Source organism: Acidovorax sp. SUPP2539 (assembly GCF_030158975.1).
Classification (GTDB): domain Bacteria; phylum Pseudomonadota; class Gammaproteobacteria; order Burkholderiales; family Burkholderiaceae_C; genus Paracidovorax.
Window position 1 is genome coordinate 139,238 of the sequence record NZ_BQXJ01000008.1, and the last position, 13,017, is coordinate 152,254.

Here is a 13,017-nt window from a genome sequence, read left to right on the forward strand (position 1 = left end):
TCGGCAGGGGCCGGCGGGCCCGCATGCGTTGCGGCGTGGCGGGCGCCGGCCGGTGCCCCTCACACGATCAGCGGGCTCTGGCCCGCGGCGTGGTCGATCACCAGGCGTTCGAATCCGTCCACAGGCAGCGGCGGGCTGAGCAGGTAGCCCTGCCACACGTAGCACTGGTTGCGCGCCAGGAAGGCGCGCTGCGCCTCGGTCTCCACGCCCTCGGCGATCACGCGCAGGCCCAGGCTGGTGCCCAAGGCGACGATGGTGCGCGCGATGGCGGCGTCGTTGGGGTCGGTGAGCACGTCGCGCACGAAGCTCTGGTCGATCTTCAGCTCGTCCAGCGGCAGGCGCTTGAGGTAGGCGAGCGAGGAATAGCCCGTGCCGAAATCGTCGAGCGAAAAACCCACGCCATAGGCGCGCAGTTGGGCCATCTTGTCGATGGTGTCCTCCACGTCCTGCAGCAGCAGGCTTTCGGTCATTTCCAGTTTGAGCCGGCGGCCATCGGCGCCGGTGCTCGCCAGCGCCGCCAGCACCTGGCCCACGAAGCCGCTCTGGTGGAACTGGCGCGCGCTCACGTTGACCGACAGGCCCAGGTGCGAAAGCGCCGGCCGCTGCGCCCACCGTGCCAGCTGCGCGCACGCCGCCTGCAGCACCCATTCGCCCAGCGGCAGGATGAGTCCGGTCTCTTCGGTCAGGGGAATGAAATCGGCCGGCGAGACGAAGCCGCGCACCGGGTGGCGCCAGCGCAGCAGCGCCTCGGCGCCGGTGATGCGGCCGTTGTCCATCTGCGGCTGGTAGAACAGCTCGAACTGCTGGAGCGCGATGCCCTCGCGCAGATCCGATTCGAGGGCCGCGCGGGCCGCCACCGACGCCTGCATCCGCGGGTCGTAGAACTGCAGGCTGTTGCGCCCGCCGGCCTTGGCCTGGTACATGGCCAGATCGGCGCGCTGCAGCAGTTCGTCCACCGTCTCGCGCACACCCTGGAAGATGGTCACGCCCATGCTGAGCGTGCTGTGGTGGGCCTCGCCCTCCAGCAGGAACGGGCGGCGCAGGGCCGCCAGGATCTTCTGGCCCATCTCTTCCGCGCGCGCGGCAGCGTCTTCGGGGCTGTCGCCCAGGTCTTCCAGCACCACGACGAACTCGTCGCCGCCATGGCGCGCCACGGTGTCTTCGGTCCGCACGCAGTCGCGCAGCCGCAGCGCCACCTGGCGCAGCAGCATGTCGCCGCGCTCGTGGCCCTGGGTTTCGTTCAGGGTCTTGAAGTTGTCCAGGTCGAGCATCAGCACCGCGCCGCAGCGCTGGCTGCGCGTGCTGGCGGCCAGGGCCTGCTGCAGCCGGTCGAGCAGCAGCCGGCGATTGGGCAGCTGGGTGAGCGGGTCGTAGTAGGCGAGGTAGCGGATCTCTTCCTCGGCCGCCTTGTGCTGGCTCATGTCCACCACGGTGATGAGGCGGTCGTCGCCCAGCGCCACGCCGGCCAGGTCCACCGTGCGCAGTTGCCCACCCTTGCAGGTGATGGCGTGCTCGCGCGGCGCGACGGCCTCCTTGCCGGGCGGCTCGGCGCACACGGCCAGCCAGTCGGCGATGGCCTGCTCGCGCTGCGCCGCATCGGGAAACGCCAGGCGCCACCAGTCGTCCACCGTGGGGGCGTCCTCGGCGGTGTAGCCGCAGATCTGCACGAAGCGCTCGTTGCGAAAGCTCACCCCGCCGTCCTTGCGCACCAGGCACACACCCACGGGCAGGCGGTACAGGATGCCGCGCAGGCGCAGCTCGCTGTCGCGCTGGCTCTCTTCCATCTGCTTGCGCTCGGTGATGTCCTGCACCACGGCGATGGAATGGTTGGCGGGGTTGCCAGGCATGCGCATGGGCGACACCGTGAGGTCGGCCCAGATGACGCGCCCGTCCTTGTGGAAGTAGCGCTTTTCGTAGCGGAACTCCTCGATCAGCCCCGCGGCGATCTGCTGCATCAGCGACTCGCTGGCGACCAGATCGTCGGGGTGCGTGATGTCGCCCACCGTCTTGGCCGACAGCTCGGCCTCGGTGTAGCCCAGGATGTCGCAGAACTTGCTGTTGGCCCGCACGAAGCGGCGGCTGGTGGCCTCGACCTGCGCCACACCTACGGCGGCCTGGTTGAACAGCGCGCGAAAGCGCTCTTCGCTCTCGCGCAGGGCCGAGCCGGCAGCGGTGGCAAAACTCACGGCCTGGGTGCGACGGCGCACCAGCAGCGTGATGAGCGCGGACAGCAGGGCCGTCACCAGCAGCCCGCCACCGCCCATGATCGCCGGCAGCTGCGCCTCCGAGCGCGACAGGAAGGGCTGCAGGGGCTGGAAGGTGAGCCGCCAGCGCCGGTCGTGCACGCGCAGCTCGCGTTCGTAGCGCTCCACGGCGGGCCGCACGCCGCTCTCCAGCGCCAGCAGCGGCCGCTCGGAGGACGCAGAGGCATCGCGCACCGAGCCGATGTCCCGCACCGACATGCCCACGCCCCGCAACTGGCCCTCGGACTGCAGGGCCTTCACCATGTCGTAGAACCGGATCGTGGCGGCCACCGAGCCGACGTAGCGGCGAACGCCGCCCGCGCTGTCGTCGAACACGGGCAGCCGGATCACGAAGCCGGCGCGGTTGTCGCGCTCCTGCAGCAGATCGAACGGCTCCGAGGCCACGATCTGCCCGGTGTCGCGGCTGTAGCGGATGGATGCCATGGTGGCTGGCAGCGAGCCGACATCCAGGCCCACGACGTACTCGTTGCCCGCGATGGGCCAGATGTAGTCGGCCACGTGGTATTCCGGCCGGTCGCCGGGCGGGCGGATGGCGAACGTGGACGGAGCGCCCGTTCGCGCGAGGTCATCGGCCCGCACCCGGGCCTCGTAGGCCTCCTTGTCGGCATGCGGCACAAAGCGGGTGAAGGCCACGTTCTTCACGCCGGGATAGTGCTGGGCAAGGCGCAACTCTCGCGCCGCGTGCTCGAAATCGGCGCGCCCCAGGCGCGGGTTGACCAGGAACAGGCTGCGCAGGCCCACCACCAGTTCGGTGTGCGAGGCGATGCGGCTCTCCAGCGCCGTGGTGAACGAACGCGCCTCCTGGGTGAACCGCTCGCGTGCGATGCGCGCCACCGAATCGCTCTGCTGCTGCCACAGCGCCCAGCTGGCGGCGGTGCCGACCAGCGCGCAGAGCAGCCCTGGCAGCCAGGGCCAGCGTTGCAATTGCAGTGCTTTCGGAAGCGTCATGGGCAGATGGAGGAAATCCCGGGCGCGGCGCGGGGAATCCGTCCACGATAACCCACGAGGATAGCCACAATCGACGTCGGTTTTGACGTCAATAGCCTTGATGTTCTTTTTTGTAACAATGGCTTGGCCGTTTTCCATAGCCATTGCCGTGCGCGCACCGGTGTTGGCGCCCTATCCTCTCGCCCTGGTGCCGTGCCTGGGCGCCCGTCCCGGCTCCCGAACCCCTCAGAAAGTTGCCCCATGCTGTACAACGCACTCCAATTGATCCATGTCCTGGCGATCATCGTTTGGCTGGGGGGCATGGCCTTCGCCCATTTCTTCCTGCGCCCGGCGGCCCAGGCGCTGGAGCCTGCCCAGCGCGTGGCGCTGATGCACGGCGTGCTGCAGCGTTTTCTGGGGGCGGTGCTGGTAGCCGTCGTGCTGGTGCTGTCCAGCGGGCTGTGGATGATCGGCAACGTCGCCCGCGCCGCGGCGCAGTCGGGCGGCCGATTTTCCATGCCGCTGTCGTGGACGATCATGGCCACGCTGGGCATCGTGATGATGGCCCTGTTCGGCCACGTGCGGTTCGCGCTGTTCAAGCGCCTGCAGCGCGCGGTGGCGGCGAGCGACTGGGCCGCCGGCGGCAAGGCGCTGGCTTCCATCCGCACCTGGGTGGGAGTCAATCTGGCGCTGGGGGTGATCGTGGTGGTGGTGGTGTTCCTGGTGCAGTGAGTACACGCAGCGCTCGCAAATCAGCAGGGGTATCGCTGACGCTCCAGAAGGCAGGAGACCCTATCACCGCGTCGATGACGATGATCCCGATTCGGTGCGAGGCAGGAAAATGGCTTCGACTTGCCCATGGTCCGGGGCTTTCTTGCCATTGCTGAAAAATTCCGCCGATTCCTGAATTTCGAGGCTGGTGCCATGAAAGGGATCGCGGATGCTGAGGAAGAATTTCCCCTTGCTCTCACGGACGTTATCCAGCATGAGCATATGGCCGCCCTTGGCGAGAATGCAGGGGCCATGCTGCTGGATTTTCTCCCCGAGATCCCGCCAAGCCACTTTTCTGCTTTTGTCTTGGCCAAATAAACTGCTTTTGTATTTCAGCTGGTGCGTCACCTGAAAGGGCTCTACACCAGTCGCTGCCGCGATCGAGTGGATGACGGCGGGCGTGTCCCTGGCCGCATTGGCAGCATAGACCGTGGAAGAGTCCGCATCCGCCAGATCGACCTTCCCATGCTCCAACAGCAGCATCAGCTCACAGGCTGCAGCGCAGTCCTTGAAACCTGGCTGGGGAACCATGAACCGGTTTCCCGGCATCGGATAGACGTCGAAATTCCTGAATTTAATGGCTGGAATGGAAGCACCATTCATGACAAATGCGGGCGTTTTGCCGTTGCCAGAGACTTCCAGCCCCGCAAATCGCTTTGTCGTCAGATGGGCAGGAGCGTCATAAATGATGCCGTCTTTGATCTGCTCGCCGAAATGCCCGAACTGTCCGCGAATTTCGGGAAAGCGACGGACCATTCCATCTTTGGCCCGAATGTAAGCCTCTGCGAACCACTGCGCAGGACCTTGTGAAGGCAGTTTGGATTTGGAGTGATCCACCAGCCCAACGACGTTGGCACATGACGCGTAAAAGCCGCCGATGGTGCTGGCCGGAACCAGCGTTTTCTGCTCCGGGCTCTTCTCGACTTTGTGCACCGGCTCACTCAATGCCATGGCCAGCCAGGCACTGCTGTCCATCAATTCATCGTCCTCATCGCTGCTGGGAGATTCTGGAAGGCTTGCCCTGGCAGTCTGGGGCCGAAGACTTTCGGGGGAGTCATGTCGATGCCTGCGCCGCGCGAGATTGCCCAGTTCATGGTGGGCACTGGTGGAGGTGCTGCCACCGAGGGCATGCGATGAGGTTGGGGTAGATTCCTGTGCTGGAGAAGATTGCGAAGAGCGTCCACGCAATCCGGAAAGAGAAGATGGTGTCATGACACATAGATCCTTGGATAGCGCCAATGATCGACATGGGTCCGATGCATCTCTTCAATCCAACCGAAGCAGTGAAGACCTCTGCGAAAAAACCAGGCTGGTCGGTGCCACCGTCTGGCCTTCAACCCGTTGCAAACAAGAGAGGAAAGAATGAGCAGACCCAAATCCGGCGCCGTGATTTTCGCCAGGGACTTGCCCAAGGTCGCCCGTTTCTACGAGGTGCTGCTGTCCATGCGGCTGGTCGAGCGGCAGCCCGGCCACATCGTGCTGGAGTCGGACGATGTCCAGCTGGTGGTGCACAGCATGCCCGCGGCGGCGCGGTCCGCTGCGGGGGCAGCCTCGGCGTCCACCCCCCCGGCCCGCAGAACCGAAGTGCCCGTCAAGCTGTTCTTTGCCGTTGACAGCCTGGCCGCCACCCGCGACGCCGCGGTGGCACTGGGTGGCGGGCTGAGCCCCGCGCAGCGCGAGTGGGAAGCCCGCGGCTTCCGGGCCTGCGACGGGTACGATCCGGAAGGGAACATAGTGCAGTTCAGGGAAATCGCCGAATAGCGTGGCATGCCGGCAGGCAAAAGAAAGAAAGAAAGAAAAGCCCCTGAGGATTTAAGCCACGCCTAAGTTGGCGCCCCAATCATGGCACCCAGGCAGCCCGCTTTGATTGATCTCCTCCTCCCTCCTGGGCTGTCTTTTCCAACCCGCTTCGGCGGGTTTTCTTTTTTGCACGGCGCTCGCGTGCGAGCGTGAAACAGGCAGGAAGCCTGCGCCCCCTGGTCAGCCCCTGGCGGCGTCTGCCCCGCGGGTTCGCACCCACGGAACCAGAAGACCCAGCACGCGCGGGCGCCAGGCCAGCGTGAAGGCGACGCACAGCGCCGCGCCCGCCAGCGCCATCACCCAGACCAGCGAGGCCATCGAGCCGTGGTCCACGCTCAGGCACAAGGCCAGCGATCCCGCCAGTGCGGCGGCACCGGCCCAGCGCAGCCGCGTCACGGTGCGCCGGGGCTGCGGCACGCCATCGCCCAGCGCCTGTGCCCAGTGCACCTCCATGGCCAGGGCCAGCCAGCCCAGACCGGCCCCATTGGCGGCCAGCGCAGCCAGCAACAGCAGCGCGTCAAGCACGGTTGGCCTCCGGCACGCCCTGCGCGGCGCGGGCCTGCGGCGCGGCGGCGCCCAGCGCGCGGCGGCGAAGCCTGCGCGCGGCCACCACGGCGAGGGCCGCGCTGGCGAGCAGGGCCAGGTCCATGCCGGCCACGGGCCAGTAGCCGTTGGCGATGGTGCGCAGCAGGTGGTCCCCGGTCGTCGCCCAGTTCAGCAGCACCGCCGCCACCGCCAGCGCAGCAGCGGCCCAGCACTGCTCGCTCCAGGCCGGCGCCATGCGGGCCTGCGCCACCGGAGCCGTGCGCCACACGCCATGCAGGAAGGCCAGCACCCAGGCGCCCCAGAACACGGCTTGCTCCCAGGTGCCCCGGCCCGGCAGATCGGTCGGCAGCACCCGGTTGCCGATCAGCATGGCGAAGGTGGCGATGAGCATGCCGGTCACGGTGGTCACCGCGAAGGCGTCCACCCAACGCGCGCCGGAGAGGCCTTGCCTGGCGTGCTGGCGCTTGCGCTTTTCCACGAAGAAGATAAAGCCGGTGGCGATGCACACGCAGCCCGACAGGCCGCCCAGCACGTACAGCCAGCGCAGCAGCCAGTGCCGGAAATGCTGCAGGTGCAGGCCGGTGAGGAAGTTGTTGATGCCCGCGACCGCCGTGGGCGGCGGGTCTTCGCGCAGCACCTCGCCGGTGGCGCCCTTGAAGTGGATGCCCTCGCCCGTGAGCGTGACACGGTCGGTGCCGGCGCGGAACACGCTCACGTAGGCATTGGCATCGCCCACGTGCTGCACGTTCAGGTAGCCGACCTCGCCCGCCATGCCCTTGGCGGCCCAGCGGCGCTGGGCCTCGGCCACCATGGCGTCCACCGAGGCGAGGGTGCCGGGCGTGCCCGCGCGCTTGGCCGGCAGGCCGGTCTCCAGCGCTTCGTGCTGCTCATGCAGTTCGTGCAGCGGATGCAGCTGGGTTTCGGTGACGGGAAAGTAGATGCCGCCGAAGATCACCAGGCCCGAAAGCGCGAAGATGAAATGGAACGGCAGCGCCACCACGCCGGTCAGGTTGTGCAGATCGAGGGCGCTGCGCTGGGTGTGCTTGCGCGGCCGGAAGGTGAACATCTCGCGGAAGATCTTGCGGTGCATGACCACGCCGCTGACCAGCGCCACCAGCATCATCAGCGCGGCGAAGCCCACGATCCAATAGCCCAGGCTCTTCCATTCCAGGTGCAGGCTGTAGTGCAGCGGGTAGAAGAACCGGCTGCCGATCTTGAGGTGGTCGTCCGGCAGCGGCTGGCCGTTGCGCGGGTCGATGGTGCGCGTGCCCCAGACCTGATCGTCCGCGTCCTTGGCGTTGGGCAGGGCGAAGCTGGCGAACATGCCGAGCACCGGATCGCGGTGGGTGGTGTAGGCGCCCCAGCTGTTCACCACGGGAAAGGTGTCGGCCAGCGGGCCGTTCACCCGGCTGCACGCCGCCTCGAGGTTGGCGGCATCGGGCCGCGTCATGGTTCGGAAGGCCGGCTGCAGCACGCGGTCGAACGACGGCATGGGCTGCGGGGCGAACCGGGTTTCAGGAATGGCCCAGCGGTCGATCTCGCGGTCGAACACCGACAGCGAGCCGAAGAAGAAAACGACCATGAGCACGAAGCCCAGCACCAGGCCGAACCAGGTGTGCAGCCAGGCCATGGTGAGCCGAAAGTTCTGGAACACGGGACAAATGCCTTTCCGCTAAAGACAGCACAGACAGGACCGACACGGCAACGGGACGGACACAAAAACCGCCGGCACAGGGGCCGGTCAGATCAGGGCCATCTGCACCAGCGACGCGGTGCCGGCCATCAGGGCGCCGCCCCCCGCCAGCACCAGCCAGACGCGGCCGAGCCGGGAATCCGAAAAGGCCCACAGGAAGGCCACGAGAAACACGATGAAGCCCACGATGTAGCCCATGGCCTCGGCATCGTGGAACGGCATGCCTGCCGCGAATGCCAGGCCCACGCACAGCGCGATGAACCCCCAGGTGAACGCGTAGCCGCCCAGCATGCCGGCCGCGATGCGCGAGACCACATGCAGGCGGGACGCTGCAGTGCTGCCAGCCATCGTTTGCCTTGATTTCAAAATGCGATTAGTTCTCAATTATGCCTGCGGATGTTTTCCCCGAAAACCCATGCGCGGCATGGGCCCGCCCTGCCGGACCGGACTGTCGCGCCAGCCGGCTATGCTCTGCGCCTTGCCCTGCCCGGCCTTCTTCGCACCTTCTTCGCCTCTTCCTTGCTTATGTCACGTGCCCGCCTCACCCTCCTGACCCTGCTGCTGGCCATGCTGGCCGCCATCGCCGCCACGGCCTGGTGGGTGGCGCAGGGCCGCATGCGCGCCGCACGCGCCCAGGTCGCGCAGTTGCAGCAGGAGGTGAGCCAGAAGACCGAGCAACTGCTGGGCTACACGCGCTACACCGACTACCTCACGGTGGGCAAGCAATCGCTGTCGGAGCAGATGAAGCTCATGGCGGCCACCGTGGTGCGCGAGGAAGGCACCACCCAGATCGTCGAAAAGTCCGTGCTGGGCCTGGCCTCCACGGGCGTGGTGGCGATCTGGTACTCGGCCGAATACTCGTTCGGCTACGACCTGCGGCCCCAGAGCTACGAGCTGCGCAGCACCCCGGCCGGCATCGAGATCCACCTGGCCAAGCCGACGCTGGTGGCGACCCCGGCCATCAGCCAGCTGCGCCACCGCGTGCTGTCGGGCGGCCTGCTGACCGACAACAAGGGCGCGGTCATCCGCCTCACGCAGGAGGCGTCGCAGCGCGCGGCCAAGCAAGGCGCGGCCATGGCGTCGGACCCGGCCGTGATGGCGCTGTGCGAAAAGAGTCTGATCGCGTTCCTGTCGGATTTCCTCTCGCGCCAGCCCGGGGTCAAGGCCGTGCCGCGCATCACGGTGGTGTACCGATAGGCCTTCGGGCATCGGCCGAAGGGCCGCGTTGACACAGCCAATCGATCAGCGCAGCGCGACCTGCGTGATCCACAGGGTGAACAGCGCCGCGCCCAGCCCCAGGGGCATCACCCAGGCGCCCAGCCGCAGAAACTGCCAGCCGCTCACCGATTGGCCTTCGCGCCGCAATGCGGCCAGCCACAGCAGCGTGGCCAGCGAACCCGTGATCGACAGGTTGGGCCCGATGTCGATGCCCATCAGCGCCGCGGCCCGCATCGACGGCGAGGCGTTCGCGGCATCCAGCGCCGCCCCCGCCAGCAGGCCGGCGGGCAGGTTGTTGACGAGATTGGCGGCGATGCCCAGCAAGGCGCCCACCCCCACGTCCGCGCCGCCCGGCCAGGCCGTGGCCGCCTTGCGCAAGGCATCAGCCAGCAGCCCCACCACGCCGGTGTACTCCAGGGCCTGCACGAACACGAACAGCCCCGCCACCAGCGGCAGCACGCTCCAGGACACCGAGCGCACCGTGGGCCAGACAGCGCTGCCGCACCCGATGCGCAGCAGCGCCAAGGTCACCAGGGCCGCCCCCAGCGTGGGCCAGCCCAGCGGCACCCGCAGCCACGCGCAGGCCACCAACACCACCACCGACACGGCCAGACCGGCGGCCGCCAAGGCGCCGCCGCGGCTCAAGGGACTGGGAGGCACTTCGGTGCGGATGGTGGCGTCGATGCGGTGGCGCAGCGCGAACCGCAGCGCCAGGAAGGTCGCGGCGATGGACGCCAGCGAAGGCAGCGCGAACAGCGCCAGCCACTGCGGCAGCGGCGGCATGTGCCCGCCCCAGAGCACCAGATTGGCCGGGTTGGAGATGGGCAGCACGAAGCTCGCCGCATTGGCGACGAAGGCGCAGATGAACAGGTAGGGCAGCGGAGAAGCGCCCACCGCGCGGGCCACGGCGAACACCGCGGGGGTCAGCACCACCGCGGTGGCGTCGTTGGACAGGAACACCGTGACCAGCGTCCCCACCAGATAGACCCAGGTGAAAAGCCGGCTGCCCGAGCCGCCGGCACGGCGCGCCGCCAGCGCCGCCAGCCAGTCGAACACGCCTTCGCGGCGCGCCATCTCGGACAGCAGCATCATCCCCGCCAGGAACAGGTACACGTCTTCGCCGCGCAGCACGCCCTTCCAGGCCTGGCTGGCCGGCAGCAGCCCGAAACCCACCAGCGCCAGGGCACCCGCCACGGCCCAGACCGCTTCGGGCAGGCGCCAGGGACGAAGGATGACCGCACTGGTCGCCACGGCGACCACGCCCCAAATCCACTGCTGCGGTGCAAGCATGAAAGCCTTTTTTCCAAAAGATTGATCGACGGCAGGAAAGAGGGCAAAAGAAAGAGCGCCCAGGACACGGGCGGCGCGCCTGCCGTTCGCCCCGGCCGCCCTGCGGGGGGATTCTATTCAGCGGCCCGAAGCGCACCACGTCGGACACGAGCGAAGGATCGGGATGACGAAGCGGCCGCGCCAAGACCCCGCGGGCACACGGCGGGCCGCGGCCCCTTACGATGGCGGCCCAAGGAGTTGAGCCTGTGTTTGAGTTTTTCGAAAAGCGACTGCCCCCCTACCCCGGCAACGAACCCACCCTGCCCCCCAAGGATTTCATGGCCTTCGTGTGGTCCGGCACACGCGGGCTGCGCCGCTACGTGGTGATGATGGCGGGCCTGTCGGCCGCCATCGCGGTGTACGAGGCCCTGCTGTTCGCCGTGCTGGGCCATGTGGTGGACTGGCTCACCCAGGTCAGCCCCGCGGCGCTGTGGGCCGAGCGCCGGGGCACGCTGGCGCTGGTGATCGGCATGCTGCTGGGCAGCATCGTGCTGGTGGCGGTGCAGACCAGCGTCAAGCACCAGACGCTGGCCATCAATTTCCCGCTGCGCCTGCGCTGGAACTTCCACCGGCTGATGCTGGGCCAGAGCATGGCCTTCTATGCCGACGAGTTCGCGGGCCGCATCACCACCAAGATCATGCAGACGGCCCTGGCCGTGCGCGACATGATCTTCACCACGACCGACGTGGTGATCGGCATGGGGGTGTACCTGTTCACCATCCTGCTGCTGGCCGCCGGCTTCGACCTGCGGCTGCTGGTGCCCTTTCTGCTGTGGATCGTCTGCTACGGCCTGGCGTGCTGGTACTTCGTGCCGCGCCTGGGCCAGGTGGGCAAGGCGCAGGCCGATGCGCGGTCGGTGATGACCGGGCGAATCACCGACGCCTACACCAACATCGCCACCGTCAAGCTGTTCTCCCACACCCGGCGCGAGGCCGAGTTCGCCCGCGCGGCCATGGATGCGTTCAAGCACACGGGCTACGCGCAGATGCGCCTGGTGAGCCGGTTCGAGATCGTGAACCACATTCTGGTGGTGGCCATGATGATGGGCGCCTGCGGCACGGCCCTGTGGCTGTGGTCGCTGGGCCAGGTGGGCGCGGGCGCGGTGGCGGCCGTCACCGCGATGGCGCTGCGCGTGTCGGGCCACGCCCACTGGGTGATGTGGGAGATGACCACGCTGTTCGAGAGCGTGGGCACCATCCAGGACGGCATCAATACCCTCACCCGGCCACGCACGGTGGTGGACGCACCCGATGCGCGCCCCCTGGCCGTGCCGCGCGGCGAGGTGCGGTTCGACGACGTGACCTTCGCCTACCAGGGCGGCAAGCCGGTCATCGACCGCTTGAACCTCACCATCCGGCCGGGCGAGAAGATCGGCCTGATCGGCCGTTCGGGCGCCGGCAAATCGACGCTGGTGAACCTGCTGCTGCGCTTTCACGACGTGCAGACGGGCCGCGTGCTGATCGATGGCCAGGACATCGCCCACGTGACGCAGGACAGCCTGCGCCAGGCGATCGGCATGGTCACGCAGGACACCTCCCTGCTGCACCGCTCGATGCGCGACAACATCCTCTACGGCCGGCCCGACGCGAGCGAGCAGGACCTGCACGCGGCGGCCCTGCGGGCACAGGCCGCGGACTTCATCGACACGCTGACCGACTTGCAGGGCCGTCGCGGCTACGACGCCCACGTGGGCGAGCGCGGCGTGAAGCTCTCGGGCGGCCAGCGCCAGCGCGTGGCCATCGCGCGGGTGATGCTCAAGGATGCGCCCATCCTGCTGCTGGACGAAGCCACCAGCGCGCTGGACTCCGAGGTCGAGGCCGCCATCCAGCAGAGCCTGGACGGGCTGATGCAGGGCAAGACGGTGATCGCCATCGCCCACCGCCTGTCCACCATCGCCGCGATGGACCGCCTCATCGTGCTGGATGCGGGGCAGGTCATCGAAGAAGGCACGCACGCGCAGCTGCTGGCACAGGGCGGTGTGTATGCCCGGCTCTGGGGCCACCAGAGCGGCGGATTCCTGGGCGAGTCGGAAGAGGACTGAACGCGGCGCGCCGGGGCCTGGCCTCGGCAGGGCCCTGGCGCATATTCCACGCCGGCAGATAGCTATCATTCATATAGCAATCTGGCAACCATGTCCGAGCGCATTACCGGAGGTTACAGGTCTGCGGCGCCGTGCTCTTTAGACTCGCGCCTTTCCTTGCGCAATGCGGTTGACGCCGCAGGCCGCACCTTCCCTCCCCTTCCTACCCATTCATCACTCTTCAGAGGGAATCCCATGTCCGTTGCATCCATTCTCGGCATCTCGATCGGCGCAGGCGTCGGCACCTATTTTTCGCTCAAGAAAAACCCCATGCCGCAGGGCAAGCGCGTGCTCATGTGCGTGGGCGCCGGCGTCGTCGTTTTCGTGCTGCTCAAGATCATTCTCTGAGCGGCGCGGCGGCCCCGCGCTGCGGCAGCGGGGCCTTGCA

The 13,017-nt window shown here is 67.7% G+C and carries 11 protein-coding genes; 5 read left to right on the top strand and 6 right to left on the bottom strand.

Annotated features, from left to right (window positions below):
• Positions 1 to 59: 59 nt before the first annotated feature.
• Positions 60 to 3,212: a bifunctional diguanylate cyclase/phosphodiesterase gene (locus tag AVTE2539_RS23270; RefSeq protein WP_284414330.1), complete on the bottom strand. Its 3,153-nt coding sequence runs from the start codon at positions 3,210 to 3,212 to the stop codon at positions 60 to 62.
• Positions 3,213 to 3,452: 240 nt separating this feature from the next.
• Here AVTE2539_RS23270 and AVTE2539_RS23275 point away from each other — a divergent pair, with 240 nt between their 5' ends.
• Positions 3,453 to 3,923, top strand: a complete 471-nt coding sequence (locus tag AVTE2539_RS23275; protein ID WP_284414332.1) for a CopD family protein — start codon at positions 3,453 to 3,455, stop codon at positions 3,921 to 3,923.
• A 63-nt stretch (positions 3,924 to 3,986) separates the two neighbouring features.
• On the opposite strand, the gene AVTE2539_RS23280 is transcribed toward AVTE2539_RS23275, so the two are convergent.
• Positions 3,987 to 5,174, bottom strand: coding sequence for a hypothetical protein (locus tag AVTE2539_RS23280; RefSeq protein ID WP_284414334.1), 1,188 nt, complete (start codon positions 5,172 to 5,174; stop codon positions 3,987 to 3,989).
• Between the two features lie 150 nt (positions 5,175 to 5,324).
• On the opposite strand from AVTE2539_RS23280, the gene AVTE2539_RS23285 reads away from it, so the two are divergent.
• Entirely contained in the window at positions 5,325 to 5,723 is a 399-nt protein-coding gene (locus AVTE2539_RS23285) for a VOC family protein (RefSeq protein WP_284414336.1), read from the top strand.
• 219 nt (positions 5,724 to 5,942) lie between these two features.
• On the opposite strand, the gene AVTE2539_RS23290 is transcribed toward AVTE2539_RS23285, so the two are convergent.
• The 3 genes from AVTE2539_RS23290 to AVTE2539_RS23300 form a co-directional block, all read right to left on the bottom strand.
• Entirely contained in the window at positions 5,943 to 6,287 is a 345-nt protein-coding gene (locus tag AVTE2539_RS23290) for a DUF3325 family protein (RefSeq protein ID WP_284414338.1), read from the bottom strand.
• Entirely contained in the window at positions 6,280 to 7,962 is a 1,683-nt protein-coding gene (locus AVTE2539_RS23295) for a PepSY-associated TM helix domain-containing protein (RefSeq protein ID WP_284414340.1), read from the bottom strand. Before AVTE2539_RS23295 ends, AVTE2539_RS23290 begins: the two co-directional genes overlap by 8 nt.
• Positions 7,963 to 8,049: 87 nt before the next feature.
• Positions 8,050 to 8,349, bottom strand: coding sequence for an iron uptake protein (locus tag AVTE2539_RS23300; protein ID WP_272569545.1), 300 nt, complete (start codon positions 8,347 to 8,349; stop codon positions 8,050 to 8,052).
• Between the two features lie 177 nt (positions 8,350 to 8,526).
• Between AVTE2539_RS23300 and AVTE2539_RS23305 the strand changes: the two genes are divergently transcribed.
• Positions 8,527 to 9,198, top strand: coding sequence for a hypothetical protein (locus AVTE2539_RS23305; RefSeq protein WP_284404359.1), 672 nt, complete (start codon positions 8,527 to 8,529; stop codon positions 9,196 to 9,198).
• 45 nt (positions 9,199 to 9,243) lie between these two features.
• Here AVTE2539_RS23305 and AVTE2539_RS23310 read toward each other — a convergent pair whose 3' ends face one another.
• Complete coding sequence (locus tag AVTE2539_RS23310) at positions 9,244 to 10,509, bottom strand: SLC13 family permease (protein WP_284399810.1); 1,266 nt, start codon at positions 10,507 to 10,509, stop codon at positions 9,244 to 9,246.
• Between the two features lie 245 nt (positions 10,510 to 10,754).
• Between AVTE2539_RS23310 and AVTE2539_RS23315 the strand changes: the two genes are divergently transcribed.
• Positions 10,755 to 12,590 (top strand): ABC transporter ATP-binding protein, encoded by a 1,836-nt coding sequence (locus AVTE2539_RS23315; RefSeq protein WP_284414342.1) that lies wholly within the window; start codon positions 10,755 to 10,757, stop codon positions 12,588 to 12,590.
• A gap of 234 nt (positions 12,591 to 12,824) precedes the next feature.
• Positions 12,825 to 12,977, top strand: a complete 153-nt coding sequence (locus AVTE2539_RS23320; RefSeq protein WP_272569550.1) for a hypothetical protein — start codon at positions 12,825 to 12,827, stop codon at positions 12,975 to 12,977.
• Positions 12,978 to 13,017 lie beyond the last annotated feature (40 nt).

What these genes read in the sequence shown, in the direction of transcription:
- AVTE2539_RS23270 (WP_284414330.1), bottom strand. Translation starts at nt 3,212, where the DNA reads ATGACGCTTCCGAAAGCACTGCAATTGCAACGCTGGCCCTGGCTGCCA.
- AVTE2539_RS23275 (WP_284414332.1), top strand. Translation starts at nt 3,453, where the DNA reads ATGCTGTACAACGCACTCCAATTGATCCATGTCCTGGCGATCATCGTT.
- AVTE2539_RS23280 (WP_284414334.1), bottom strand. Translation starts at nt 5,174, where the DNA reads ATGACACCATCTTCTCTTTCCGGATTGCGTGGACGCTCTTCGCAATCT.
- AVTE2539_RS23285 (WP_284414336.1), top strand. Translation starts at nt 5,325, where the DNA reads ATGAGCAGACCCAAATCCGGCGCCGTGATTTTCGCCAGGGACTTGCCC.
- AVTE2539_RS23300 (WP_272569545.1), bottom strand. Translation starts at nt 8,349, where the DNA reads ATGGCTGGCAGCACTGCAGCGTCCCGCCTGCATGTGGTCTCGCGCATC.
- AVTE2539_RS23305 (WP_284404359.1), top strand. Translation starts at nt 8,527, where the DNA reads ATGTCACGTGCCCGCCTCACCCTCCTGACCCTGCTGCTGGCCATGCTG.
- AVTE2539_RS23310 (WP_284399810.1), bottom strand. Translation starts at nt 10,509, where the DNA reads ATGCTTGCACCGCAGCAGTGGATTTGGGGCGTGGTCGCCGTGGCGACC.
- AVTE2539_RS23320 (WP_272569550.1), top strand. Translation starts at nt 12,825, where the DNA reads ATGTCCGTTGCATCCATTCTCGGCATCTCGATCGGCGCAGGCGTCGGC.